Annotated in this window: 24 protein-coding genes and 1 riboswitch; of the genes, 12 read left to right on the forward strand and 12 right to left on the reverse strand. The window is 71.6% G+C overall.

Annotated features, from left to right (window positions below; translation table 11 throughout):
- Positions 1 to 57: 57 nt before the first annotated feature.
- Positions 58 to 1,233 (reverse strand): FAD-dependent oxidoreductase, encoded by a 1,176-nt coding sequence (locus tag AC07EJ_RS13520; protein WP_389480620.1) that lies wholly within the window; start codon positions 1,231 to 1,233, stop codon positions 58 to 60.
- A 118-nt stretch (positions 1,234 to 1,351) separates the two neighbouring features.
- Between AC07EJ_RS13520 and AC07EJ_RS13525 the strand changes: the two genes are divergently transcribed.
- Positions 1,352 to 2,050 (forward strand): pentapeptide repeat-containing protein, encoded by a 699-nt coding sequence (locus AC07EJ_RS13525; RefSeq protein ID WP_389480617.1) that lies wholly within the window; start codon positions 1,352 to 1,354, stop codon positions 2,048 to 2,050.
- A 20-nt stretch (positions 2,051 to 2,070) separates the two neighbouring features.
- Here the strand turns inward: AC07EJ_RS13525 and AC07EJ_RS13530 are convergent, their stop codons facing one another.
- The 3 genes from AC07EJ_RS13530 to AC07EJ_RS13540 all read right to left on the reverse strand — a co-directional run bounded on the left by AC07EJ_RS13530 (position 2,071) and on the right by AC07EJ_RS13540 (position 4,710).
- Positions 2,071 to 2,580 carry a hypothetical protein gene (locus AC07EJ_RS13530; RefSeq protein ID WP_389480616.1) on the reverse strand — a complete coding sequence of 170 codons (510 nt, stop codon included), beginning with the start codon at positions 2,578 to 2,580 and terminating at the stop codon, positions 2,071 to 2,073.
- A 139-nt stretch (positions 2,581 to 2,719) separates the two neighbouring features.
- Positions 2,720 to 3,361 (reverse strand): response regulator, encoded by a 642-nt coding sequence (locus AC07EJ_RS13535; RefSeq protein ID WP_478884291.1) that lies wholly within the window; start codon positions 3,359 to 3,361, stop codon positions 2,720 to 2,722.
- Positions 3,358 to 4,710 carry a sensor histidine kinase gene (locus AC07EJ_RS13540; protein ID WP_478884292.1) on the reverse strand — a complete coding sequence of 451 codons (1,353 nt, stop codon included), beginning with the start codon at positions 4,708 to 4,710 and terminating at the stop codon, positions 3,358 to 3,360. The genes AC07EJ_RS13535 and AC07EJ_RS13540 overlap by 4 nt, the downstream gene beginning before the upstream one ends.
- A gap of 190 nt (positions 4,711 to 4,900) precedes the next feature.
- Here AC07EJ_RS13540 and AC07EJ_RS13545 point away from each other — a divergent pair, with 190 nt between their 5' ends.
- Both AC07EJ_RS13545 and AC07EJ_RS13550 read left to right on the forward strand, forming a co-directional pair.
- Entirely contained in the window at positions 4,901 to 5,455 is a 555-nt protein-coding gene (locus AC07EJ_RS13545; RefSeq protein ID WP_389480611.1) for a GlcG/HbpS family heme-binding protein, read from the forward strand.
- Positions 5,456 to 5,575: 120 nt separating this feature from the next.
- Positions 5,576 to 6,955: a M1 family metallopeptidase gene (locus tag AC07EJ_RS13550; protein ID WP_478884293.1), complete on the forward strand. Its 1,380-nt coding sequence runs from the start codon at positions 5,576 to 5,578 to the stop codon at positions 6,953 to 6,955.
- Between the two features lie 85 nt (positions 6,956 to 7,040).
- On the opposite strand, the gene AC07EJ_RS13555 is transcribed toward AC07EJ_RS13550, so the two are convergent.
- Positions 7,041 to 7,616 (reverse strand): TerD family protein, encoded by a 576-nt coding sequence (locus AC07EJ_RS13555; protein WP_389480607.1) that lies wholly within the window; start codon positions 7,614 to 7,616, stop codon positions 7,041 to 7,043.
- Positions 7,617 to 7,796: 180 nt separating this feature from the next.
- On the opposite strand from AC07EJ_RS13555, the gene arfB reads away from it, so the two are divergent.
- Positions 7,797 to 8,234: an alternative ribosome rescue aminoacyl-tRNA hydrolase ArfB gene (gene arfB, locus AC07EJ_RS13560; protein WP_389480859.1), complete on the forward strand. Its 438-nt coding sequence runs from the start codon at positions 7,797 to 7,799 to the stop codon at positions 8,232 to 8,234.
- A 56-nt stretch (positions 8,235 to 8,290) separates the two neighbouring features.
- Here arfB and AC07EJ_RS13565 read toward each other — a convergent pair whose 3' ends face one another.
- Complete coding sequence (locus AC07EJ_RS13565) at positions 8,291 to 8,809, reverse strand: flavin reductase family protein (RefSeq protein ID WP_389480857.1); 519 nt, start codon at positions 8,807 to 8,809, stop codon at positions 8,291 to 8,293.
- A gap of 453 nt (positions 8,810 to 9,262) precedes the next feature.
- Between AC07EJ_RS13565 and cdgB the strand changes: the two genes are divergently transcribed.
- Both cdgB and AC07EJ_RS13575 read left to right on the forward strand, forming a co-directional pair.
- The gene (cdgB, locus tag AC07EJ_RS13570) at positions 9,263 to 10,969 is read left to right on the forward strand and encodes a diguanylate cyclase CdgB (RefSeq protein ID WP_389480605.1); all 1,707 of its coding nucleotides are present in this window, start codon (positions 9,263 to 9,265) and stop codon (positions 10,967 to 10,969) included.
- A gap of 98 nt (positions 10,970 to 11,067) precedes the next feature.
- On the forward strand, positions 11,068 to 12,057 hold the full coding sequence (locus AC07EJ_RS13575; protein ID WP_389480602.1) for a carbohydrate-binding protein: 990 nt from the start codon (positions 11,068 to 11,070) through the stop codon (positions 12,055 to 12,057).
- 69 nt (positions 12,058 to 12,126) lie between these two features.
- On the opposite strand, the gene AC07EJ_RS13580 is transcribed toward AC07EJ_RS13575, so the two are convergent.
- The 3 genes from AC07EJ_RS13580 to AC07EJ_RS13590 all read right to left on the reverse strand — a co-directional run bounded on the left by AC07EJ_RS13580 (position 12,127) and on the right by AC07EJ_RS13590 (position 15,236).
- On the reverse strand, positions 12,127 to 13,059 hold the full coding sequence (locus AC07EJ_RS13580; protein ID WP_478884294.1) for a 1-phosphofructokinase family hexose kinase: 933 nt from the start codon (positions 13,057 to 13,059) through the stop codon (positions 12,127 to 12,129).
- Positions 13,060 to 13,143: 84 nt separating this feature from the next.
- Positions 13,144 to 14,289, reverse strand: a complete 1,146-nt coding sequence (gene nagA / locus AC07EJ_RS13585) for an N-acetylglucosamine-6-phosphate deacetylase (protein WP_389480598.1) — start codon at positions 14,287 to 14,289, stop codon at positions 13,144 to 13,146.
- Complete coding sequence (locus AC07EJ_RS13590; RefSeq protein WP_389480595.1) at positions 14,289 to 15,236, reverse strand: ROK family protein; 948 nt, start codon at positions 15,234 to 15,236, stop codon at positions 14,289 to 14,291. The genes nagA and AC07EJ_RS13590 overlap by 1 nt, the downstream gene beginning before the upstream one ends.
- A gap of 207 nt (positions 15,237 to 15,443) precedes the next feature.
- Between AC07EJ_RS13590 and AC07EJ_RS13595 the strand changes: the two genes are divergently transcribed.
- The 3 genes from AC07EJ_RS13595 (at position 15,444) to otsB (ending at position 17,958) form a co-directional block, all read left to right on the forward strand.
- Positions 15,444 to 16,706, forward strand: a complete 1,263-nt coding sequence (locus AC07EJ_RS13595) for an ABC transporter substrate-binding protein (RefSeq protein WP_478884295.1) — start codon at positions 15,444 to 15,446, stop codon at positions 16,704 to 16,706.
- 82 nt (positions 16,707 to 16,788) lie between these two features.
- A complete protein-coding gene (locus tag AC07EJ_RS13600; RefSeq protein WP_389480591.1) occupies positions 16,789 to 17,022 on the forward strand; it encodes a DUF3263 domain-containing protein in 234 nt (77 codons plus the stop codon).
- A 63-nt stretch (positions 17,023 to 17,085) separates the two neighbouring features.
- Positions 17,086 to 17,958 (forward strand): trehalose-phosphatase, encoded by an 873-nt coding sequence (gene otsB, locus AC07EJ_RS13605; RefSeq protein ID WP_389480589.1) that lies wholly within the window; start codon positions 17,086 to 17,088, stop codon positions 17,956 to 17,958.
- Here otsB and AC07EJ_RS13610 read toward each other — a convergent pair.
- From AC07EJ_RS13610 to AC07EJ_RS13620, 3 genes are all read right to left on the reverse strand, one after another.
- The gene (locus AC07EJ_RS13610) at positions 17,955 to 19,361 is read right to left on the reverse strand and encodes an alpha,alpha-trehalose-phosphate synthase (UDP-forming) (RefSeq protein WP_389480587.1); all 1,407 of its coding nucleotides are present in this window, start codon (positions 19,359 to 19,361) and stop codon (positions 17,955 to 17,957) included. The genes otsB and AC07EJ_RS13610 overlap by 4 nt on opposite strands.
- A 110-nt stretch (positions 19,362 to 19,471) precedes the next feature.
- Positions 19,472 to 19,891 carry a hypothetical protein gene (locus AC07EJ_RS13615; protein ID WP_478884296.1) on the reverse strand — a complete coding sequence of 140 codons (420 nt, stop codon included), beginning with the start codon at positions 19,889 to 19,891 and terminating at the stop codon, positions 19,472 to 19,474.
- A 37-nt stretch (positions 19,892 to 19,928) separates the two neighbouring features.
- The gene (locus AC07EJ_RS13620) at positions 19,929 to 20,876 is read right to left on the reverse strand and encodes a glucosyl-3-phosphoglycerate synthase (protein WP_389480582.1); all 948 of its coding nucleotides are present in this window, start codon (positions 20,874 to 20,876) and stop codon (positions 19,929 to 19,931) included.
- A gap of 180 nt (positions 20,877 to 21,056) precedes the next feature.
- A riboswitch (SAM riboswitch) is annotated at positions 21,057 to 21,188 on the forward strand.
- Here AC07EJ_RS13620 and thrC point away from each other — a divergent pair.
- From thrC to AC07EJ_RS13635, 3 genes are all read left to right on the forward strand, one after another.
- Complete coding sequence (thrC, locus tag AC07EJ_RS13625; protein ID WP_389480579.1) at positions 21,182 to 22,492, forward strand: threonine synthase; 1,311 nt, start codon at positions 21,182 to 21,184, stop codon at positions 22,490 to 22,492. Its footprint overlaps the riboswitch before it by 7 nt.
- Before the next feature lie 69 nt (positions 22,493 to 22,561).
- A complete protein-coding gene (locus AC07EJ_RS13630) occupies positions 22,562 to 22,837 on the forward strand; it encodes a ubiquitin-like small modifier protein 1 (RefSeq protein ID WP_393583497.1) in 276 nt (91 codons plus the stop codon).
- Between the two features lie 453 nt (positions 22,838 to 23,290).
- Positions 23,291 to 23,494 (forward strand): cold-shock protein, encoded by a 204-nt coding sequence (locus AC07EJ_RS13635; protein WP_005315736.1) that lies wholly within the window; start codon positions 23,291 to 23,293, stop codon positions 23,492 to 23,494.
- The last annotated feature ends 199 nt before the right edge of the window (positions 23,495 to 23,693 follow it).

The following is a 23,693-nucleotide window of genomic DNA, read 5'->3' on the forward strand; positions in this document are numbered from 1 at the left end:
TGGGCCAGGTGCACACCACCTTTCAACCTCAAGTTCACTTGAGGTCAAGTGCGGGGGTCAGGCCGCGCGGAGATCCGGGCGGGACGCGGTGAGCGCGAGCGTGACCGCCTCGACGGCGCTGTTGAACGACACCTCGGAGAGCACGCCGGGCGCCGCGACCTGGTCACCCACCAGATACACGCCGTCCCCGCGGTCGATCGCAGGCCGGTCCCGCCAGGTCGTGCCGGGCCGGTCGACCGCCCCCGTACGCCCGTTGGCGAGTGCGTCCCTGCGCCACGTCACGCGGTCGCGCCAGCCGGGGAACCCCAGGTCGAGCAGGTGCTCGGCGCGCGCGGTGCCGTCGGCCTTCGACTCGTGCGGCGCTACGGGGACGTGGCCCTGGACGAGCTGCTGCCCGTTCGGCGCCAGGCTCCGGTCCTGGGCCGTGAACCGCTCGAGCCAGGCCGGGAAGTCGAGCCCGGACACCACGAAGGCGTCGCCGCGGCGGGTGCGCACGGCCAGGTCGATCAGCGCCGTACGGCCGCTGTCCCACGTCAGCGACGAGTCCCCGAGGAGACGCCGCGCCGAGTCGAGGGACGTCGCCACGATCACCGGGCCGCCGCCCGTGGGGAGGGTGTCGACGCGGGACAGCGTCTCCACGCGCACGCCCAGATTCCAGGCGCGGGCCGCCATCCGGTCGATCACACAGGCCCAGCCGCCGCGCGGATAGTGCGCCTCCGGCGGCACCTTCGCGGTGCGGCGCAGGCGCTCCTGGACGAAGGCGGCGGACAGGGAACCCGGGTCGTGGTGGAAGAGCGCCACGGACGTGTAGTGGGCGGCCGCTCGGGCCCCCTCCTCGCCGACGTGCCGCGTCGCCCACGTCATGAAGTCCAGGTCCACGGGCGTGTGTTCGGACCGGTGGCGAAGCAGGCGCAGGAGGGCCAGGGGCGGGGTGCGTCGCAGGGCTCCGCGGTGGTGGAAGCGCAGGCGGGAGCCCTCGACGGGCGGGATCGGCGCGAGCGGGCCGAGCAGGTCGCGCTGCTTGAGCCAGGTCCAGTGCGGTCCGCCGCTGTAGAGGGCGTGCGGTCCGTCGTGCGTGCGGTACGGGCCTTCGGTGGTGCGGGCGCGGCCGCCGAGGGTGTGGTGCGACTCGTGGACGGTGACGCTCGCTCCGGCCTCGGCGGCGGTGACCGCCGCGGTGAGGCCGGCGAATCCGCCGCCGATGACGGTGAGGTCGGGGGTGGTCCTTGCCATGCCGTCTCTCCCCTTCGGGCTGCTTTTGCCTGTACGACGGCTGCGAGCGGCGGAATGTGACATGGGCTGGGGAGAGGCGGCGGTCACCGATGTCAGTGGGGGCGGGCAGCATGGGGGCATGGTGGAGAAACGAGTGGCGAGGCCGGCGAAGTCTTCGTCGGTGAGACCGGCGGTGAAGAAGGCGCGGCGGCCCGAGGTGCGGCTGCCCCCGCTGGCGCCCTGGACCGGCGGCGAGCTGGAGCCTGACGGGGACTACGACGGGGTGGAGTTCACCGCGGCCGACTTCACCGGGCAGGACGGCGGAGGCGCCCGTTTCATGGACTGCGCGCTCGAAGGGTGCGGGCTCGACGAGACGCGGCTGACCCGGGCCCGGATCCTCGATTCCACGCTGACGGGGATACGGGGCGTGGGCACGGACCTCGCGGAGGCGACGCTGCGGGACGTCGAGGTGGCGGACGCCCGGCTCGGCGGGGTCCAGCTGCACGGGAGCGTGCTGGAGCGGGTCGTGGTGCGCGGCGGGAAGATCGAGTACCTGAATCTGCGCAAGGCACGCCTGAAGGACGTCGTCTTCGACGGGTGCGTGCTGGTGGAGCCGGACTTCGGGGGCGCGCGGCTCGACCGGGTCGAGTTCCCGGGCTGCGTCGTGCGGGGCGCGGACTTCACGGGCGCCGTGCTGGCCGACGTGGACCTGCGGGGAGTGGCCGAGCTGGGGATCGCGCGGGGGGTGGACCGGCTGGCCGGGGCCGTGATCAGCCCGGCCCAGCTCTTCGACCTGGCACCCGCGTTCGCGGCGCAGATCGGGGTGCGGGTGGAGTAGGGCCCGTCGCCGGGGGAGGGCTAGCGCTCGTCCGGGATGCGGGGGAAGCGGGCCTGGAGGTCCCAGATCACGGGGTTGTCCGCCAGGTCCTCGTGCATGTCCGTGAGGTCGGCGATCAGATCGTGCAGGAAGTCGCGGGCCTCGCGGCGCAGCGCGGTGTGGGAGAACGTCAGGGGCGGCTCGTCGGCCTCCATCCAGTCGGCCTCGATGTCGACCCACCCGAAGCGGCGCTCGAAGAGCATCCGGTCCGTCGACTCGGTGAAGTCGAGCTCGGCGTACTGCGGCCTGGAGGCGCGGCTGCCGCGCGGATCACGGTCCAGCTGCTCGACGATGTCGCACAGCGCCCAGGCGAAGTCCAGTACCGGCACCCATCCCCAGGCTGTGGACAGCTCCCGGTCGGCCTTGGTGTCGGCGAGGTAGACGTCGCCGCAGAAGAGGTCGTGGCGCAGCGTGCGGACGTCCGCACGGCGGTAGTCCAGCTGGATCGGGTCCGGGAAGCGGCGGGAGAGGGCGTAGCCGATGTCGAGCACGTAAGTGATGGTGTCACGGGTGGGAGGGGGTGCCGGTCACGGGCGGGAGGGGGTGCAGTTCATGGGCGGGAGGGGGGTGCAGTTCATGGCTGGACAGGGCGCATCGATCACACTCGCCCCGGTGGGGTCCGGCACTCGCTCAGCCCAGCAGCCGCTGTTCCTTCGCCACCGCCACCGCGCCCGCCCGGGTGTCCACGCAGAGCTTGTCGTAGATCCGGCCCAGGTGGGTCTTCACCGTGGCCTCGCTGATGAACAGTGCGCGGGCGATGTCCCGGTTGCCGAGGCCCTGGGCGAGCTGGGCGAGGATGTCGCGCTCGCGGTCCGTGAGGGACGGGCGCGGGCTGCGCATGCGGGCCATGACGCGGCTCGCGACCGGCGGGGACAGCGTCGTACGGCCCTCGGCGGCGGCCTGGATCGCGGCGAACAGCTCCTCGGGGCGCTCCGCCTTGAGGAGGTAGCCCGTGGCGCCCGCCTCGATGGCCCGGGTGATGTCCGCGTCCGTGTCGTACGTGGTCAGCACCAGGACGTGCGGGTGCGGGCCCGCCTCGGGCGGCGCGGTCGTGATGCGGCGCGTCGCCTCCACGCCGTCGATGCCCTCGCCCAGCTGGAGGTCCATCAGAACGACGTCCGGCGTCAGTTTCGCGGCGAGCGCCACCGCCTCGTCGCCCGTGCCCGCCTCACCGACCACCTCGATGCCGGGTGCGCTGCCGAGGAGGGCGAGCAGTCCCGCGCGCACCACCACGTGGTCGTCGCACACGAGCAGTCGTACGGGGTCCTTCATGAGGCCTCCAGCGGAATCGCCACCGACAGCACCGTGCCCTCGCCCGGAGCCGACTCGATCGTCAGGGTGCCACCCAGCTGCCGCGTGCGCGCCCGGATCGCCGGGAGGCCGTGCCCGCGCACGCCGCCCTCCCGCGGGGATTCGGGTGTGAAGCCGCGGCCGTTGTCCGCGACGTCGAGGACGACCTGGTCGCCGAGGTGCGTCAGCGTGATCGCGGCGGTCGTGGCGTCGGCGTGCTCCCGTACGTTCGCCAGGGCGCCCTGCGCGATCCTCAGGAGCGCGGACTCGACCCGGTCGGGCAGCGGGGCCGGGGCGCCCTCCGCGTGGAAGCGGACCGCGAGCCCCGCCTCCGACTCCCGCGCCGCCAGCGTCCGCAGCGCCTCGTCCAGACCGCCGCCCGCGAGGTCCGCCGGCGCCAGGTCGTGCACGAACCGGCGCGCTTCCACGAGGCCCCGCTCGGTCACCGACTCCGCCGTCCGCACATGGGCGCGGGCCCGCTCGGGGTCGGCGTCCCACAGCCGGTTCGCGGCCTGGAGCAGCATCTGCTGGCTGGAGAGGGACTGGGCGAGCGTGTCGTGGATCTCCATCGACAGGCGCTGGCGCTCGGCGAGCGTGCCCTCGCGGCGCTCCGTCGCGGCGAGTTCCCTGCGGGTGCGCACCAGGTCGTCGATCAGGGCGCGCTGGCGTTCGGCCTGGCGCTCCATGTGGACGAAGACGGCGGTCGCCACGGCCGCGACGGCCGGCGGCGCGAGCAGCAGGTTCGGGTCGAAGTTCCCCGCGAGGCGCAGCTGCGCCCCGACGACGAACACCGTGAGTACGGCGATCAGGACGAGCGCGGCGCGGGCGGGCAGGGTGCGCAGGCCCGTGTAGAAGAGCGGGACCGCGCACCAGGCGAAGCTCGGCGCGAGGACGACGAGGACCATCCACACGGCGACCACCAGGGCCAGCCAGGTGAGGCGGCGCGGGGTGGGGCGCGCGCCGAGGCCGGTACTGGAGCCCGTACCGGCACCCGTGCCGGCACCCGTGCCGAGGCTCGGGCCGAGCGCGGGGCCGAGCACGTACAGCGCGGCGAGGACGACGGACAGCGCGATGATCCAGGGGGTGCGGGCCTCGCCGGGGTGGCGCAGCAGGAACCGGGCGAGCGCTCCGCCGAGCAGCAGGAAGAACGCGGTGTGCATCACCGCGGCCAGCCAGCGGGCGTCCGGATCCCGCGTCTCGTGCCCCACGCCCGTACCCCTCTCCGCTTCCACCGCTTCCACCGCTGCCTGGCTGTCGCGCCGCGGAAGCTTCCGCAGCTGCGCCGTCACCGCACCGCTGTCGCACCGCTCTCGCGCCGCTGAACTGGTCAAACACCCCCATTGTGGCCTGCTCGGGCGGTACGCGGGTCAACCGATCGGCTGACCCCGGCGTCAGCCGAGCCGCGCTCCGGTCGCAGCCGGTACGTCGACGGTGCGGCCCGGTTTCCGGCCCGAGGATCGATACCAGAGCGACTCACCGACCGCCTCTGACCGACCCGACCGCCTCCAAGGAGCACCCGTCATGAAGAAGATCTCGAAGCGCGCCCGTGTCCTGACCGGTGGCGCCGTCCTCGCCGGCGTCATCGCCGGTACCTTCGGCGCGGTCTCGGCCAGCGCCGACGCCCCGGCCGCGGCTCCTGCCGCCGTGACCGCGGACGCCCCGGCCAAGAACCTCACCCAGTCCACGCACCTGACGACGGCCGCCGCCACGAAGGCCGCGCAGGCCGCCCTCGACGCCGCGAAGAAGGAGAACCAGCGCGTCTCCGTCGCCGTCGTCGACCGCAACGGCAACACGATCGTCACCCTCCGCGGCGACGGCGCCGGCCCGCAGTCGTACGAGTCCGCCGTGAAGAAGGCGTACACCGCGGTGTCCTGGAACGCGCCGACGTCCGAGCTCGCCAAGCGCCTCGAGCAGACCCCGAACCTGAAGGACATCCCGGGCACTCTGTTCCTCGCGGGCGGCGCGCCCGTCGCGGCGAAGGGCGCCCCGGTCGCGGGCATCGGCGTCGCGGGTGCGCCTTCGGGCGACCTGGACGAGAAGTTCGCGCAGGCCGGCGTCGCCGCGCTGAACCGCTAGTACCGCCGGTACTGGCAGTACTGCCAGTACTGCCAGTGCTGCCGGTACCGCCATGACCACCCGTGGGGGCGCCCGCCCGCCGGCAGGCGCCTCCACGGTGTTCGCCCCTACGATCGCTTTGTGCCCCGTAGTCCACGGATTGCCCCCGTCGCCCTCGTCCTCGCCGCCGGTGCGTGTTCCGCCGCCGTCGGTGCGTACGGCACGCCGGGCGCCTCGGGCGTGCGCGACCCGTACTTCCCCAAGCTGGGCAACGGCGGCTACGACGCCACGCACTACACCCTCACCCTCGATACCGACGGGCACCGGCTGACGGGCACCGCCGACATCACGGCGAAGGCCACCCAGGACCTCAGCGCGTTCAATCTCGACCTCAAGGGCCTGACCGTCGACCGCGTCACCGTCGACGGGCAGAAGGCCCGGTTCGAGCGGGCCGGGCACGAGCTGACGATCCGTCCGCACGAGGGGCTGCGGAAGGGCGCCACCTTCCGCACGGTCGTGCGGTACTCGGGCAAGCCCGTGACCATCACCGACCCGGACGGCTCCGAGGAGGGCTGGCTGCCCACGAAGGACGGGGCCCTCGCGCTCGGCGAGCCGACGGGGTCCATGGCCTGGTTCCCCGGGAACAACCACCCCTCCGACAAGGCGTCGTACGACCTCCACATCACTGTCCCCAAGGGCCTGAAGGCCGTGTCCAACGGGGAGTTGACGAAGGAGCGGACGGCAGGCGGCCGGACGACGTCCGACTGGCGTGTCCCGCAGCCCATGGCGAGCTACCTGGCGTTCCTGGCGATCGGGAAGTTCGAGACCAAGGCCTACAAGACGCCCGACGGGCTGCCTGTGTACACCGCCGTGGACCCGGTCGAGGCGGCCGCGAGCGCCAAGGTCCTGGCCAGGATCCCGGACGTCATGGCGTGGGAGTCGAAGACCTTCGGCCCCTACCCCTTCTCGTCCACCGGCGCCGTCGTCGACCAGAAGAACGACGCCGGGTACGCCCTCGAAACCCAGAACCGGCCCGTCTTCCCCGGCACCCCTCCCCTCTCCACGCTCGTCCATGAAATGGCCCACGAGTGGTACGGGGACTCCGTCACGCCGAAGTCGTGGCGCGACATGTGGCTCAACGAGGGCTTCGCGTCCTACGCCGAATGGCTCTGGTCGGAGCAGCACGGCGGCGACAGCGCGCAGAAGACGTTCGACCGCTACTACGCGAAGGACGGCGCCAACGCGATCTGGGCCTTCCCGCCCGCCGATCCGCCGGGTGCCGCGCACATCTCTGCCCCGCCCGTCTACGAGCGCGGCGCGATGGTGCTGCACAAGATCCGCGAGACGGTCGGGGACGCCAGGTTCTTCGAGCTGCTCAAGAGCTGGCCCGCCTCGCACCGTTACGGCAACGCGGACACCGCCGACTTCACGGCGTACGTGGAGAAGCAGAACCCGGGCAAGGACTTCCGCTCCGTCTGGGACGACTGGCTGTACGGAAAGGGAAAGCCGGACCACCCGTAGTCCCGGATGGCCCGGCCGAACTCACCGGCGGTGTGCGCGCAGAGCGACACCGGGCCGGCGAGCCCCTTCAACTGCCGTGTGAACGTCAGACGTTCACGCCGAAGTCCTGCGCGATGCCGACGAGGCCCGACGCGTAACCCTGGCCGACCGCGCGGAACTTCCACTCCGCGCCGTTGCGGTACAGCTCGCCGAAGACCATGGCGGTCTCGGTGGCGGCGTCCTCGCTCAGGTCGTAGCGGGCGATCTCCGTGCCGCCGGCCTGGTTGATGATGCGGATGAACGCGTTGCGCACCTGGCCGAAGTTCTGCGAGCGGTTCTCCGCGTCGTAGATCGAGACCGGGAAGACGATCTTGTCGATGTCGGCCGGGAGCCCCGCCAGGTTGACGTTGATCTGCTCGTCGTCGCCCTCGCCCTGGCCCGTGACGTTGTCGCCGGTGTGGACGATGGTCTGGTCCGGCGTCGCCTTGTTGTTGAAGAAGACGAAGTGGCCGTCCGAGAAGACCTTGCCCTGCGGGTTCACCGCGATCGCGGAGGCGTCGAGGTCGAAGTCGGTGCCGGTGGTGGTGCGGACGTCCCAGCCGAGGCCCACGGTGACGGCGGTCAGGCCCGGAGCCTCCTTGGTGAGCGAGACGTTGCCACCCTTGGACAGGCTTACAGCCATTGTTGGGAGTCCTTCCCTCGTGAGTGATGCGTGCACTTCGTAGACGAAGCTACTCGTACCCCTATGAACGCCAAGGGGGGATCCAGGGTTCCAGGTGTCTTTACTTTCTTTACCCGGTTTACCCAGGACGGGTGCGCCGCCGGGAAAAGGGGGTGACGTGGCGCGCGTCCAGGCGCGACCATAGAACCCATGTCCGGTCCTTATGTCATCCGCGGCTCGGTGGTCCTTCCGGAGGCCGAGCTTCTCTGGCGATTCTCGCGGTCGTCCGGGCCGGGCGGCCAGCATGTGAACACCAGCGACTCCCAGGTCGAGCTCCGCCTCGACCTCGCCAGGACGGAGGCGCTGCCCGAGGTGTGGAAGGCGCGGGCCCTGGAGCGGCTCGCCTCCCGCCTCGTCGACGGTGTCATCTGCGTACGGTCCTCCGAGCACCGGTCCCAGTGGCGCAACCGCGAGACCGCCGCCGTACGCCTCGCGTCCCTCCTCGCGGAGGCCACCGCCCCGCCGCCCAAGCCGCGCCGCGCGACCCGCATCCCCCGGGGGATCAACGAGCGCCGCCTGCGCAACAAGAAGTCACGCTCGGACACGAAGCGGGGCCGGTCGGGCCGCGGCTGGGACTGAGCGGCCTCAGGGGTCGCGTGGGACCGAGCGGCCTTGAGGGATGCGGGCCGCGGGGGTCACCCCAACTGCCGGTACTTCCCCTTGAAGTACGTCAGCGGTCCGCCCTCCGAGCTGGGCAGCGCCGCCGTGAGCACCCGGCCGATCACCAGCGTGTGGTCCCCGGCGGGCACCCGCTGCTCCGTACGGCACTCCAGCGTCGCGAGCGTGCCGCCGACCAGGGGCGCGCCGGACACCTCGCCGCGGACGTACGGGATGTCCTCGAAGAGCAGGCGGTCGCTGATGCGGCCCTTCATCGCGAAGCGGCCCGCGATGTGGCGCTGGCTCTCGGAGAGCACGGAGACCGCCCACAGGGGCTGCTCGTCGAGCAGGTCGTCCATGCGGGAGCCGTTGCGCAGGCTGACGAGGACCAGCGGCGGGTCGAGCGAGACCGACAGGAACGCCGTCGCCGTCATGCCGACGTCCTCGCCCAGGGGAGCCGACGGGTCGTCCGGGTCGAGCGGCATCTCGCGCGCGGTCACCAGGACCACGCCCGCGGCCAGTCGGGACATGGCGGCGCGGAACTCGTCGTTGCTCACCCCCTCAGCATGCCCGGCCGGGGCGGGCGCGGGGACGAAAGCGCCGGTGGGGGGTGTGGGGGTCGTGCGGGTGGTGGGGGAGAGCGGGGAATTCTTCAGCGGCGGGGGAGTCTTCAGCACGACTCGACGCTAGCTTCGGTGCCGTGCCCGCCACATCGGGCCTTGGGCCGAGGCAGGTCCTAGGACCTGTGAGGGATCTCGTCCTGATATGGAGGTGTTCGGCGGTGTTTTCCGTTCAGGAAGTGCAGGGGGCGTGCGCCGGAGTGCTCCTCAACCCTTCATCTCCTCCTGTGACTTGAGTCACAGGAGACATATTTTGTTGACCCTGTGTACCGGGTGGACAGCTCGCTGTGATTCAGTGGCGGAGACACTGCAACAAGAGCGTGCATACGCACGTGCGGAATCGGCGATCAGAATTCTGGAGTGCTGTCGAGGTCTCGGGGAGAGCTGAGCATGGAGACCGAGTCGGAGCCCTACGTCCGCCTTGCGACCCTGCGGCAGCTTCACCAGGTGATGGCGGACATGAACACCGCCCGCAGCCTGGCCGACACCCTGCAGACGGTCTCCGACGGAGTCGTGAACGGCCTCGGCTACGAGCTGGCCTGCGTCAATCTCGTACGCCCCGACGGTGACCTCGTCGTAGCCGCCTTCTCCGGCGACGCCTCCGCCGAAGCCCTCATCACCGGCCGGGTCGGCTCCCGCACCTCCTGGGAGCGCCGCCTCTCCATGGGCGAGGCCTGGGGCGACCTGCGGTTCATCCCGCACACCGAGGGCTGGGTCCTCGACGAGGACGACGTACCGCAGTGGTTCACCGACGGGCCGCCGCCCCGCTTCGAGGACGAGTGGCACCCCGCGGACCGCCTCTTCGCCCCGATGTACGCCACCGGCGGCTCCGGCGGCGAACTCCTCGGCGTGATCTCCGCCGACCGCCCGCGCAACGGCAGGCGCCCCGGCGCCTGGGGCCGCGAGGCCCTGCAGATGTACGCCTTCCAGGCCGCCATCGCCATCAGCAACGCACGGTTGCGCGCCAACATGCAGCGCGCCCTCGTCCGGCTCGAACGCGAGCAGCAGGCCCTGCGCGCCAGCGAGGAGTCCTTCCGCCAGGCCTTCGAGTACGCGCCGAGCGGCATGGCCATCGCCGAGATGGGCGGCGACCAGCACGGGCGGCTCCTGCGCACGAACGACGCCCTGTGCCGGCTGCTCAGCCGCCCGGCGTCCGCCATGCGCCGCTACTCGTTCTCCGACCTCGTCCACCCCGAGGACATCGGCACGCTGCTGCGCACCTCTGCCGAGGGCGGGCGTGCCGAGCTGCGCCTCGGGCGGCGCGACGGCACCTACGTCTGGGTGTCCCTGCGGAACTCGGTGGTGGCCGACGCCGCCGACGGGCCGCGCTTCCTGCTCACCCACGTCGAGGACATCGAGGAGCGCAAGCGCCGCGAGCTGCACCTCGCGCACCGCGCCTCCCACGATTCCCTCACCGGCCTGCCGAACTCGGCGGAGCTGCGCTCCCGCCTCTCGGCCCGCCTGTGCCGCCGCCCCCAGCTGCCCGAGCCGAGCGCCGTGGACTCCCTGGACGCGGCGTACGGGGACCGCACCGGCGGCTCGTACGACACGAACGGGCACGGCTTCGACTTCGCGGGTGCCGCCGCCGCGGCCGGACAGCAGAACGGCGGGTCCGGACCCTCCGGCGGGATCTACGACGACTATGGCTTCGATCACCACGTCCACATCGTCGCGCCCGAGGGCGAGACCGACGACGGGACGAAGGGCCTGGCGGTCCTCTTCTGCGACCTGGACGGCTTCAAGTCGATCAACGACCGGTTCGGGCACCACACCGGAGACGCCGTCCTGATCGAGGTCGCACGCCGTCTGACCAGCGGTGTCCGGGACGGGGACACCGTCGCGAGGCTCGGTGGGGACGAGTTCGTCGTGCTCGCCGACGGGCTCGGCCGGGCCGACGCACAGGACCTCGCCGTCCGCCTGCGGAACGCGATCATTCCGCCCATCCGGGTCGACGGAAGAGCGGTCCGGGTGGGTGCCAGTTTCGGCATCGGCTGGGCCCACTGCGGCATGACGGCCGACGAGGTGTTGAAATCCGCTGACCAGCGGATGTACATCGAGAAACGATCCCGTGCCAAGCAGCAACGACGGGCCGGATGATCTCCTTCCGCGGGTATCGGTGAGGTCAACGCCACCCCTTCGGACCACTCCCAGCGGGTACGCTCGCCGGGTAAGCGATACGTAGGGAGTGATCAGGGATGGCGCCCGCTGACAACGGCGCGAGCACGCCCGAGGACGACGATCCGTTCGGCTATCTGTACGCCGACGGACAGGCGGCCGGGGCGACACCGCCCAGCGGGGGCGGCGGCTACGGCTATCCGGGTCCCCGGTCCTACCACCAGGTCAGGCCGGTCGGTGAGCGGCAGTACGGGCAGCAGTCCCCGTACGGGCAGCAGCCGCAGCCCGCGCAGACCGCCGCGTACGGGCAGGCGCCCGCGCAGCAGCAGCCCCAGGCCTATGGCCAGTCGAACGCGCACTACTCGGCGCCCGAGACGCTGCCCGGTGGCGCGCCGACCACGGTGACGCCCCCGATGCGGGGCGGCGACGGTGGCGGCGGCCGGGGCCGCGGGCCCAACACCAAGGGCCTGCTGATCGGCGCGCTCGCTGTCGTGGCGGCCGTGGTCATCGGCATCGGGGTCGCGGTCCTCGGCGGCGACAAGGGCGATGACAAGGGCGGCGACGCGGGCGGGCAGCCGTCCGGCGGCTCCCAGTCCGTGCAGCCGAGCGAGACGGCGACCAAGGAGGCCGACAAGCCGGTCGCCCTGCCGAAGACGGATGCCAAGGCGCTGAAGCTCGAGGGCGGCACGGCCACCGCGTCGGACGTCCAGGGCGCCAAGGCCGACGGCGGCACCTATGTGGCGGGCTTCAACCAGGTGGGCGCCAAGCTCACGTGGACGGTCAACGGCATCCCGAAGGACGGCGCGTACAGCCTGCGCGTGAACTACGGCGTGCCCGGCAAGGACGCCAACGCGACCATCACGGTCAACGGCAAGGTGCAGACCCGCCCGCTGAACATGGAGAACTTCTCCCATGCCAAGGAAGGCGACTGGGAGAAGGGCTGGAGCAACACCTGGTCCGTCGTCCAGCTGAGCAAGGGCACGAACGCGATCACGATCTCGTGCGAGCAGGGCAACCAGTGCGACGCCAACTTCGACCAGATGTGGCTGGTCAAGGGCGCCCACGGCTGAGCGACACAGCCGGCGGCACGGACACAGCCGGCGAGACGGACACAGACAGCAGCGGCCGGGGCGGGAGCCCTAGGCCGCTGTCGTCGTCTGTTGCGCCACCGCGACCCGGCCGAGCAGTTCCTCGTACGCCGTGCGGTCGAACTCGCCCGCCACCGGGGCCAGTACCGTCGCCGCGGACAGGGCGACCGCGCGGGCCAGGCGGTCCGGCCACGGCAGGTCTTCCACGTAGCCCGAGAGCAGGCCGGCGACCGCCGAGTCGCCGGCGCCCGTCGGGTTGCCCTTCACGCGGTCGGGCGCGGGCGCGCGCCAGCTGCCGTCCGGGGTGACCGCGAGGAGGCCCTCCGCGCCGAGTGAGGCGACCACGGAGTGCGCGCCGCGGCGGCGGGCGTCACGGGTGGCGCGCAGCGGCTCGTGGGAGCCGGTGAGTTCGGCGAGTTCGTCGGCGTTCGGCTTGATGATGTCGGGGCGGGCGGCGAGGCCGCGGCGCAGGGGTTCCCCGGAGGAGTCGAGGAGCACGGTGACGCCGGCGGTGCGGGCCGCGCGGACCAGCTGGGCGTACGCGCCGACGGGGACGCCGGGCGGGAGGCTGCCGCACAGGGCCACCGCGGACGCCGACCCGAGGAGCTTCTCGTACGCCTCGGTGAACGCGGACCATTCGGCGGCGGCGACGTGCGGGCCCGGCTCGTTGAGCTGGGTCGTGTCGCCTGACGCGGCGTCGACGACGGCGATGGTGCGGCGCGTGGCGCCCGAGACCGGGACGAGCGCGTCCCGGATGCCGGGGGAGCCGAGGAGCTGTTCCCTGAGGGCGCGCCCGGTGCCGCCGCCCGCGAAGCCGGTGACGGTCACGTCGTGGCCGAGCGCGGCGAGCACGCGCGCGACGTTGAGGCCCTTGCCGCCGGGGCGTTCGGTGACCTTGGTGACGCGGTGCGACGCGTGCGGGTGCAGCGCCGGCACGTCGTACGTGATGTCGAGCGCGGCGTTCAGTGTGACCGTGAGGATCACGAGACCCCAGCCCACCCCTCAGTTCGGGACTACCTTCAGTAACGCGGCCTGATCATGCCAAAGACCGGGCGGTAGGCCCAGACCTCAGGCGACCTGGGGTTCCACGATCCACCGGCCCTTGCGCATGACGCCCTTGAGCTCGAAGTCCTCGTCCAGGACGACGAGGTCGGCGTCCTTGCCGGGCTCCAGCGAGCCCACCTTGTCGTCCACGCCGAGGAGGCGGGCCGGGTTGGCGGAGATCGCGCGGACGATGTCCTCGACGGGCAGCCTGTCGATGGTGGCGGCGCGCTTGAACGCCCGGTCCAGGGTGAGCGTCGAGCCGGCGATGGAGTTGCCCTCGACGAGCCGCGCGACGCTGTCCTTCACCTCGACCTCCAGGGTGCCGAGCATGTAGCGGCCGTCGCCGAAGCCCGCGGCGTCCATCGCGTCGGTGATGAACGCGACGCGCCCGCTGCCCACGTGGTGGAACGCCAGCTCCAGGGCGGCCGGGTGCAGATGCGTGCCGTCGTTGATGAGCTCGACGGTGATCCGCTCGTCCTCCAGGAGCGCCGCGATCGGGCCCGGGACGCGGTGGCCGATGGCCGGCATGGCGTTGTAGAGGTGGGTGGCGACGGTGGCGCCCGCGTCGATGGCCTCCACGGTCTGCTCGTACGTGGCGTCGGTGTGGCCGATCGCCGCGATCACGCCGTGCTCGGCGAGGAGGCGTACGGAGTCGATCCCGCCGGGGAGTTCGGGGGCGAGGGTGAGCATCTTGGCCTGGCCGCGCGCCGCGTCGAGCAGCTTGCGGACCTCGGCCGGGTCGGGATCGCGCAGGAGCGTTTCGTCATGGGCGCCCTTGCGGCACGGGGAGATGAACGGGCCCTCGAAGTGGATGCCCGCGATCTCGCCCTGCTCGGCCAGCTCGGACAGCAGGCCCGCGCGCTGGGCGAGGAAGTCCGTCTCGCCGGTGACGAAGGACGCGGCGACCGTCGTGGTGCCGTGCAGGCGGTGGGTGCGGACGCCCTTGAGGATGTCGTCGATCGATCCCGAGGTGAAGGAGGCCCCGCCGCCGCCGTGGTTGTGCATGTCGACGAAGCCGGGGACGACCCAGTGGCCGGTCAGATCGGTGGAGGGGGCGGCGGCCGGCGCGCCGGCGGCGATCCTCGCTCCGTCCACGATCACGCGTCCGTTCTCGACGACGCCGGCCGGCAGGACGACGCGGGCGCCGGAGAGAACATTCAGAGCGGCCATCAGGCGACTACCTCCGTGGAATCGGTGGACCGGGCGAGCAGGTCCCAGGCGAGCAGGCCCGCGCCCAGGCAGCCGGCGGTGTCCCCGAGGGCCGCCGGGACGATCGTGGGCAGCTTCTGGAACGTCACGCGTTCCTCGACGGCGGCCCGCAGTGGTGTGAACAAGGTTTCCCCCGCCTCGGCCAGACCGCCACCGATGATCAGGGTGCGCGGGTCCAGCAGAGTGAGTGCCGTGACGAGCCCGTCGGCGAGCGCCTCCACGGCCTCCCGCCAGACCTGCCGCGCCCGGGGGTCCCCGGACTCGACGGCCTTGGCGCAGTCCGCGGCGTCCGCCTCCGGGTCGCCGGTGACCTCGGCCCAGGCGAGCGAGACCGCCGACGCGGACGCGTAGCGCTCCAGGCAGCCGCGCTGCCCGCAGCTGCAGTCCGTGCCGCCGGGGCGTACGACGATGTGGCCGATCTCCCCGGCCGAGCCGTGCGCGCCGGGTTCGATCCGGCCGCCGATGCCGATGGCGCCCGCGATGCCGGTGCCGAGCGGCACGAACAGGAAGCGGTCCGCGCCCTTGCCCGCGCCGAGCCGCCCCTCGCCGAGGCCGCCGGTGCGCACGTCGTGGCCGAGGGCGACGGGGATGCCGTCGAGCCGCTCGCTCAGCAGCCGCCGCATCGGCACGTCGCGCCAGCCGAGGTTCGACGCGTACAGGGCGATGCCGTGCTCGTCGTCGACGATGCCGGGCACCGCGACGCCGGCCGCGGCGGCCGGCTCCCCGAGGTGCTCCTCGCCGTACGCGCGCAGGTCTGCGGCGAAGCCGAGTATCGTCTCGACGATCGCGTCGGGCCCGCGCTCGCGGCCGGTGGCACGCCGCGTCTGGTGGAGCAGGGTGCCGTCGGCCCCGACCAGGGCGGCCTTCATTCCGGTGCCGCCCACATCGAGGGCGATGACATGTCTCACGGGGGACAGTCTCGCGCGTATACCCGCGAGAGGTCTAGTCCACTTGCATGGATCTTGCGTCGATGTGTACGGATGATGCGTTTTCCGGTTTCGTGGCGGAGGCCCGTTGCAGGTGCTAAACGCGCGTGGTGTAGACCTTGTGTCCGGACCTGAGTATTCCGGGTCCGAAATCCGGACGAGCGACTTCAAGAGGGTGGGAAACCGGCTGTGCAGCGGCGCATGACAGGTCTGACGGCGGCGATGGCCGCGCTCGGCATGGCGGCGACGCTGGCCGCCTGCGGAGGCCCGGGTTCCGACGACGTGACCCTGAAGCTGGTGGCCGCCGACTACGGCGACTCCCCGGCGAACAGCTCCCAGAAATACTGGGACAAGCTGTCCGCCGCCTTCGAGAAGAAGAACCCCGGCATCAAGGTCGACGTCAGCGTCTACTCCTGGAGCGACGTCGACGCCAAGGTCAAGAAGATGGTCGCGGACGGCCACGCGCCCGACATGGCGCAGATCGGCGCGTACTCCGACTACGCCGCGAGCGGCAAGCTCTACAGCGCGAACGACCTGCTCTCCATCCCCGTGCAGTCCGACTTCCTGCCGCAGCTCGCCGACGCCGGTGAGGTCTCCCGCGTCCAGTACGGCATGCCCTTCGCATCCTCCACGCGGCTGCTGTTCTACAACAAGACCCTCTTCGGCAAGGCCGGTCTGACCCCGCCGCAGACCTGGGCCCAGCTCCAGGCCGACGCCAAGGCCCTCAAGGCGCGCGGCGTGAAGATCCCTTACGCGCTCCCGCTGGGCAGTGAGGAGGCGCAGGCCGAGACGATGATGTGGATGCTGAGCGGCGGCAGCGGGTACACCGACGACGTCGGCACCTACAGCCTCGACTCCCCGCAGAACGTCAAGACCTTCGAGTGGCTGAAGAACGACCTGGTCGGCCAGGGCCTCACCGGTCCGACCCCGCCCGCCAAGCTCGACCGCAAGGAGGCCTTCGCGGCCTTCACGCGCGGTGACGTCGGCATGCTCAACGGGCACCCGACGCTGATGCAGATGGCCGCCAAGAAGGGCGTCAAGTTCGGCATGGTGCCGATGCCCGGCATCAACGGCAGGGCCCGGTCGACCATGGGCGTCGCCGACTGGATGATGGCGTTCCGGCAGAACGGCCATCAGGAGCAGGTCGGCAAGTTCCTCGACTTCGTCTACAGCGAGAAGAACGTCCTCGACTTCTCCCGCGAGTACGACCTCCTGCCGGTCACCAACTCGGCCTCGGACACGATGGCCGACGACCCGCGCGACCAGAAGCTCTCGAAGTTCCTCGGCGAACTGCCGAACTCGCAGCTCTACCCCGTCGGCAAGACGTCCTGGGCCCAGGTCAGCGCCGGCATCAAGCGCGAGATCGGCTCGACCGTCGGCCCCAACGGCAACCCGGGCGCCACCCTCGGCCGGCTCCAGCGCGCGGCCGACACGGCGGAGAACGCGGAGTAGCGTCGCTGCCGTGAGCGAACCGCCGTACGCAGAGCCAGAGCCAGAGCCCGAGTCCGCGCCAGAGCCAGAGTCCGTCGGGGACATGCCGTCCGACGGCCTGTCCCCGCGTGAGCAGGGCGTTCTCGCTCTGGAGCGGCGCGGATGGACGTCGGCCGGGGTCAAGGAGCGCGCCGTGCGCGAGGAGCTGGGCCTGGCCCCGGTCCGCTACTACCAGCTCCTCAACGCGCTCCTCGACGACCCGAGGGCCCTCGCCCACGACCCCGTCACCGTCAACCGGCTGCGCCGCGTACGGCAGGCCCGCCGCGAGGAGCGCTGACTCGCGCCCGGTCCGTCCCGCACGCCGGGAGTACGGCCCGACTCCCGCGGATAGGCTCGGCGCATGGGCAGCCCACAGCAGCACGACCTTCCGTCGCCTGTGACCTCCGCCGGGCGTGACGGCCTCGACGCACTCCTCTCGGACCCCGCGCGGGCCGTGATCGCGCTCGACTTCGACGGCACGCTCGCACCGATCGTGCCCGACCCCGAACAGGCCCGCGCCCACCCCGGCGCCGTCCACGCGCTCGCCGCGCTCGCACCGCAGGTCGCCTCCGTCGCCGTGATCACCGGCCGCCCCGCGGGCGTCGCCGTCCGCCACGGCGGCTTCGCGGGCGTCCCCGGCCTCGAACACCTAGTGGTCCTCGGCCACTACGGCGCCGAGCGCTGGGACGCCGTCACCGGCACGGTCCACGCCCCCGCCCCGCACCCCGGCGTCGCGGCCGTCCGCGCCGAACTGCCCGGCGTGCTGGAGTCCGTAGGGGCCTGGCGCGGCACGTGGGTGGAGGAGAAGGGCCGCGCCGTCGCCGTCCACACGCGCCGCGCGGGCGACCCGCAGGCCGCGTTCGAGGCGCTGCGCGCGCCCCTGTCCGACCTCGCGGCCCGGCACGGCCTGATCGTCGAGCCCGGCCGCCTCGTCCTGGAACTGCGCCCGCCCGGCATGGACAAGGGCGCGGCGCTCACGGCGTACGTACGCGAGGTGGGCGCGACGTCGGTCCTCTACGCCGGCGACGACCTCGGCGACCTGCCCGCGTTCGCCGCCGTCGACAAGCTCCGCAGGGACGGGGTGCCGGGCCTGCTGGTGTGCAGCGGCAGCTCGGAGGTCACGGAGCTGGCCGAACGGGCGGACGTGGTGGTGGACGGGCCGCAGGGAGTGGTGGGGCTGCTGTCGGGCCTGGCCCGCGCGATCAGCTCCCGGGGCCAGGCCGGCAACGCCTAACCCCTCAGCGCCCGCAGCGCGTCGAGCTGGTCGAGGAACCACTGGGCGGGCGGCAGCGCGGTCGCCGCGGCGGCGAGCCGCTTCGCGCGCTCGGTGCGTTCCCCGACGCCCATGACCAGCGCCGCGTGCAGCGCGCCGGCCGTCGCCGACACGTCGTACGGGTTCACCACGAGCGCGTCCTCGCCCAGCTCCTCGTACGCCCCCGCCTCCCGCGACAGGACCAGCGCGCAGCCCTCGTCGGAGACGACCGGGACCTCCTTGGCGACGAGGTTCATGCCGTCCCTGATCGGGTTGACCAGCGCCACGTCGGCCAGCCGGTACGCGGCCAGGGAGCGCGCGAAGTCGTCCTTCACGTGGAGCACGACAGGGGTCCAACTCTCCGTACCGAAGCGGGAGTTGATCTCCCCGGCGACCCGGGACACCTCGTCGGTGTACTCCCGGTAGACCGCCAGGTCCTGCCGTGACGGGTAGGCGAAGGCGACGTGCACGACCCGCTCGCGCCACTCGGGGTGCTCCTCCAGGAGGAGCCGGTACGCGTGCAGGCCGCGCACGATGTTCTTCGACAGCTCCGTGCGGTCCACGCGGACGATCACCTTGCGGTCCGCGCCGCCGATCTGCTCCCGCAGCGCCACGAGCCGCTCCTCGACGTCGGGGCGGTGCGAGCGCTCCCGCAGGAAGTCCGCGTCCGCGCCGAGGCCGTGCACCCCGATCTCCGTGCCGGAGGTGCCGCCCACCACGGCCTCGCAGCACGCGGTGAACGTGTCCGCCCAGCGCCGCGTCAGGAACCCCAGCCGGTCCGCGCCCAGCATCCCGCGCAGCAGCTGCCCCGCGATGTCGTCCGGCAGCATCCGGAAGTAGTCGACCGGCGCCCACGGGGTGTGCGAGAAGTGCCCGATGAGCAGGTCGTCGCGCAGCTCCCGCAGCATCCCCGGCACGAGCGCCAGGTGGTAGTCCTGCACGACGACCGCCGCGCCCGGCCCGGCCTCCGCGGCCAGCGCCTCGGCGAACGCCCGGTTGTAGGCCTCGTACGACGCCCACCGCGCACGGAACTCGGGCCCGAAGGCCGGCTCCAGGGGCGTCTGGTAGAGCATGTGGTGGACGAACCAGAGGACCGAGTTCGCGATGCCGTTGTACGCGTCGGCGTACACCTCGGGGTCGATGTCGAGCATCCGTACCCCCGGCTCGCCGACGCCGCGCCGCACCGCCTCGCGGTCCCCGGCGCCGAGGGCCGCGCACACCCACACCGCGCTCGCGCCGTCCGGGTCCTGTCCGATCGCGGAGAGCCCGGAGACGAGCCCGCCCCCGCCGCGCCGCGCGTCGAGCGTCCCGTCGGCCCGTAGCTCGTACGAGACCGGACCGCGGTTGGACGCGACGAGGATCTGTGCACCCTGCGTGGAAGCCATACGGGCAAACGTAGCCCGGCCCGTAAACGCTCAAACGTACGGCCGGACTCCGTGGGAGCCCGGCCGTATACGATCCGCCGTCCGCCTGTCCTGACGGCTACCCGCGTGGGTCAGTCCCGCCGGCTGCGCGCCGCCGCCACCGCGAGGACGCCGAGGCCGGACAGGGAGGCCGCGAGACCGCCGTGCAGGAGCGTGTGCGACCCGCCGGTGCGGGCCAGTTCCGGTCCGTGCGACTCCTGTGGCGGGACCGGGCGGGCCTGCTCCCGCCTGGGCGTGACCACCGACGTGCACGGATCGTCCCCACCGCGCCGGGCGGCCTTCGGACAGTCCGTGACGGTGTTGCCGATGGTCACGAAGTCGCCGTACAGGGATGCCTCGTAGCGCTTGGCGAACGGCGGGGAGACGTCCGCCGAGGCGGGGGCCGCGGCGCCGAGCGCCGTCAGCGCGGTGGCCGTGGCGACGAGCGCCCCGGCGGTGCGGGTCGCGGCTGCGCGCAGCCGTCGCTCACCCGTAACTTGTCTGAGCCACATAAAGGGCAATGTAGGCAAAACGTATGAGTGCCCCCGGCTACGCCACGCGACGCTCCGCGTACTCGGTGATTTCGGTCATCGGGGGGCGTTCCTCGGTGTCCACGTCATGCGTACGTGGCTCGAATCCCCGTTCCCCGCGCTCGAACTGGGTGAGCACGGGACGTACGAGGTGCCCGCGCGCCAGCCGCAGCTGCGCGGTGCGGTAGATCGCCGCGGCCATCCGCCCCAGCGCCTGCCCGTCCTGGTGCCGGTGCTTGCGCACCCCGACGTCGACCTGCCCGAGCGCGTCCAGGCCCACCGTGTGCAGCGCGTCGACGAGAAGGCCCAGCTCCACGCCGTAACCGACCGGGAACGGCAGGCGCTCCAGCAGCGATCTGCGCGCCGCGTACTCGCCGCCGAGCGGCTGCACGAACCCCGCAAGGAGCGGCCAGTGCAGATTCAGGAGCGGGCGCGCCACCAGCTCCGTGACCCGGCCGCCCTGACCCGCGGCGGAACCGAGCGGACGGTCGTACATCGCCTTCACGAAGTCCACGCCGGGATCCGTGAGCAGCGGGCCCACGATCCCCGAGACGAAGTCCGCGGAGAACTCCTTCAGGTCCGCGTCCACGAAACAGACGATGTCGCCGCCTGTCGCGAGCAGCGAGCGCCACAGCACCTCGCCCTTGCCCGGCACGGCCGGGATCCTCGGCAGGATCGCGTCCCGGTGCACGACCCGCGCCCCGGCGGCCCGCGCCACCTCGGCCGTACGGTCCGTCGAACCCGAGTCGATCACCACCAGTTCGTCGACCAGCGGCATCCGCTCCGTCATCAGGGCGCGCCGGATCTCGGCGACGATCTCGCCGACCGTCTCCTCCTCGTTCAGCGCGGGGAGCACCACGCTCACCGAAGTGCCCGCGGCGCGCTTCGCGGCGATCAGCTGAGGGAGCGGGCGGTCGGTCACCGACCAGGAACGCCTGCTCAGCCAGCGCTCTACTTCTTCCAGCACGGTGCGCGGCTCCTCACTGTCGGCTCTGCCGGATCACGAACTGTGATCCATCTCGCGGTTCGGACGACTATCTCAAGCCTCCAGGCCTTCGGTTACAGTCTTGAACAACGCCGGTGACCATCGCATGTCGGGGTCACCGCCACGCTTGAGTGATCAAGCGACAGCTCAACAACCGAATAGCGCTCATCCAGAGGGACAGAGGGATACGGCCCGTTGAAGTCCCGGCAACCCTCCCGCCGACCTTGCCGAGGTCCAGGTGGGGAAGGTGCCAATTCCGTCTCGTGGCGAGATGCGCCGCGAGGAAGATGAGGAGAAAGGGCCTCGCCATCATGGCTGCGCAGACTGTCGCCACCACCACTTCCGTTGATCTCGGACCCGCCACGGCGCTCTCCTGCCGGGAGTGCGGCACCAGCTTCCCGCTCGGACCGATCTTCGCCTGTGCCGAGTGTTTCGGGCCGCTCGAAGTCACCTACGACCTGCCGGTCGGCGACCCCGAGTCGCTGCGTAAGCAGATCGAGGCCGGCCCCGCCAACATCTGGCGCTATGCCCCTCTCCTGCCCGTCCCGGCGGACGTCGCCGAGAAGCCGAACCTGAACCCCGGCTGGACCAAGCTCGTCAAGGCCGACAACCTCGCCCGTGAACTCGGCGTCGAGCAGGGCAAGTTGTTCGTCAAGGACGACTCGGGCAACCCCACGCACTCCTTCAAGGACCGCGTCGTCGCCCAGGCCATCGAGGCCGCCCGCGCCTTCGGCTTCACCACGCTGTCCTGCTCCTCCACCGGCAACCTCGCCGGCGCCGTCGGCGCCGCCGCGGCCCGCGCCGGCTTCCGCTCCTGCGTGTTCATCCCGCACGACCTGGAGCAGGGCAAGGTCGTCATGGCCGCGGTCTACGGCGGTGAACTCGTCGGCATCGAGGGCAACTACGACGACGTCAACCGCTTCTGCTCCGAGCTCATCGGCGACCCGCTCGGCGAGGGCTGGGGCTTCGTCAACGTCAACCTGCGCCCGTACTACGGCGAGGGCTCCAAGACCCTGGCGTACGAGATCTGCGAGCAGCTCGGCTGGCAGCTCCCGGACCAGCTGGTCATCCCGATCGCGTCCGGCTCCCAGTTCACGAAGATCGACAAGGGTCTCCAGGAGCTGATCAAGCTCGGCCTCGTCGAGGACAAGCCGTACAAGCTCTTCGGCGCCCAGGCCGAGGGCTGCTCGCCGGTCTCCGTCGCCTACAAGGGCGGCCACGACGTCGTGCGGCCGCAGAAGCCGAACACGATCGCCAAGTCGCTGGCCATCGGCAACCCGGCCGACGGCCCGTACGTCCTCGACATCGCCCGCCGCACCGGCGGCGCCGTGGAGGACGTCAACGACGAGCAGGTCGTCGACGCGATCAAGCTCCTCGCGCAGACCGAGGGCATCTTCGCGGAGACCGCGGGCGGTGTGACGGTCGGCGTCACGAAGAAGCTGATCGAGGCCGGCCTGATCGACCCGGCGCTCACCACCGTCGTCCTCAACACCGGCGACGGCCTCAAGACCCTCGACGCGGTCGCCGAGACGTCCCAGGCGACGGCCACGATCCGCCCGAGCCTGGACGCGTTCCGCGACGCGGGCCTCGCCCACTGAAGACCCCGCGAAGACCCGCGAAGACCCGCGAACCCCCGCGACACCCGCACGGAAAGGCTGCAGCCCCACATGAGCGTCAACGTCCGCATCCCCACCATCCTGCGCACCTACACCGGCGGCAAGGCCGAGGTGGCCGCCGAGGGCGCCACCCTCTCCGAGGTCCTCGCCGACCTGGAGAAGAACCACACGGGCATCGCGGCCCGCGTCCTGGACGACCAGGGCAAGCTGCGCCGCTTCGTCAACGTCTACGTCAACGACGACGACGTGCGCTTCGAGCAGGGCCTCGAGACGGCGACGCCGGAAGGCGCGGGCGTCTCGATCATCCCGGCCGTCGCCGGAGGCTGACCGTCGAGCACAGTGCCGGCGGCTGACCGCCCGGCCACCGACAAGGCCACGCAGAGTTACGTGAATTGCCCCCTCCGCGCGAGAAGCGGAGGGGGCAATTCTGCATGGTTAGGCGCGGTAGAGTTGGGAAGCGAGCTTCGCGCTTGTGCCGAGCGCATATATGAAGTCGGCCGCCGCCCGACAAGAAGCAGCCAAAGTGCCCCGCCCTTATTGGGTGTTCGCGTCATTTGTCGGGCCCGAGTTGCCCCGGAATCCAATGACTCCGTCGCTTATTACCGCTCTGCCGTGCCCAGAATTCTCGTCCGATTGACCTGTTGCAGAGGGCAGTTGGGCAGATACATTCAGCCGCGGTCGACGCGTTCCGGCGCACACCCCCAACCAATGGGGGGTGAGGTCTGACCCGGGTCCGCGAAGTGCGGTCCTGTGCAAGGGCCAGTAATAGGGGAGTTAGCCATGGCTCAGGGCACCGTCAAGTGGTTCAACGCGGAGAAGGGGTACGGCTTCATCGCGGTCGACGGTGGTGCGGATGTTTTCGTCCACTACAGCGCCATCCAGATGGACGGGTACCGCACCCTTGAAGAGGGTCAGCGAGTCGAATTCGAGATCTCGCAGGGCCAGAAGGGTCCGCAGGCGGACATGGTCAAGCTCGCCGTCTGAATCTCGGCGCGAACGGCCACCGACACACTCACGCCGAGAGGCCCGTACCCCGCGAGGGGTACGGGCCTCTCGTGCGTGCGCGCGCGGCCCGCGCACGCCGCCCGCGGGGACCGCGCGTCTGCCGGAGGCGCTTGCACTCTCCTAGGCCGAGTGCTAATCATTGCGTTAGCACTCTGAAGGTGAGAGTGACAGAACTTGG

This window comes from Streptomyces sp. NPDC045026, from assembly GCF_056432625.1.

What these genes read in the sequence shown, in the direction of transcription:
- AC07EJ_RS13520 (WP_389480620.1), bottom strand. Translation starts at nt 1,233, where the DNA reads ATGGCAAGGACCACCCCCGACCTCACCGTCATCGGCGGCGGATTCGCC.
- AC07EJ_RS13525 (WP_389480617.1), top strand. Translation starts at nt 1,352, where the DNA reads ATGGTGGAGAAACGAGTGGCGAGGCCGGCGAAGTCTTCGTCGGTGAGA.
- AC07EJ_RS13535 (WP_478884291.1), bottom strand. Translation starts at nt 3,361, where the DNA reads ATGAAGGACCCCGTACGACTGCTCGTGTGCGACGACCACGTGGTGGTG.
- AC07EJ_RS13545 (WP_389480611.1), top strand. Translation starts at nt 4,901, where the DNA reads ATGAAGAAGATCTCGAAGCGCGCCCGTGTCCTGACCGGTGGCGCCGTC.
- AC07EJ_RS13555 (WP_389480607.1), bottom strand. Translation starts at nt 7,616, where the DNA reads ATGGCTGTAAGCCTGTCCAAGGGTGGCAACGTCTCGCTCACCAAGGAG.
- cdgB (WP_389480605.1), top strand. Translation starts at nt 9,263, where the DNA reads ATGGAGACCGAGTCGGAGCCCTACGTCCGCCTTGCGACCCTGCGGCAG.
- AC07EJ_RS13575 (WP_389480602.1), top strand. Translation starts at nt 11,068, where the DNA reads ATGGCGCCCGCTGACAACGGCGCGAGCACGCCCGAGGACGACGATCCG.
- nagA (WP_389480598.1), bottom strand. Translation starts at nt 14,289, where the DNA reads ATGGCCGCTCTGAATGTTCTCTCCGGCGCCCGCGTCGTCCTGCCGGCC.
- AC07EJ_RS13600 (WP_389480591.1), top strand. Translation starts at nt 16,789, where the DNA reads ATGCCGTCCGACGGCCTGTCCCCGCGTGAGCAGGGCGTTCTCGCTCTG.
- otsB (WP_389480589.1), top strand. Translation starts at nt 17,086, where the DNA reads ATGGGCAGCCCACAGCAGCACGACCTTCCGTCGCCTGTGACCTCCGCC.
- AC07EJ_RS13610 (WP_389480587.1), bottom strand. Translation starts at nt 19,361, where the DNA reads ATGGCTTCCACGCAGGGTGCACAGATCCTCGTCGCGTCCAACCGCGGT.
- AC07EJ_RS13615 (WP_478884296.1), bottom strand. Translation starts at nt 19,891, where the DNA reads ATGTGGCTCAGACAAGTTACGGGTGAGCGACGGCTGCGCGCAGCCGCG.
- thrC (WP_389480579.1), top strand. Translation starts at nt 21,182, where the DNA reads ATGAGGAGAAAGGGCCTCGCCATCATGGCTGCGCAGACTGTCGCCACC.
- AC07EJ_RS13630 (WP_393583497.1), top strand. Translation starts at nt 22,562, where the DNA reads ATGAGCGTCAACGTCCGCATCCCCACCATCCTGCGCACCTACACCGGC.
- AC07EJ_RS13635 (WP_005315736.1), top strand. Translation starts at nt 23,291, where the DNA reads ATGGCTCAGGGCACCGTCAAGTGGTTCAACGCGGAGAAGGGGTACGGC.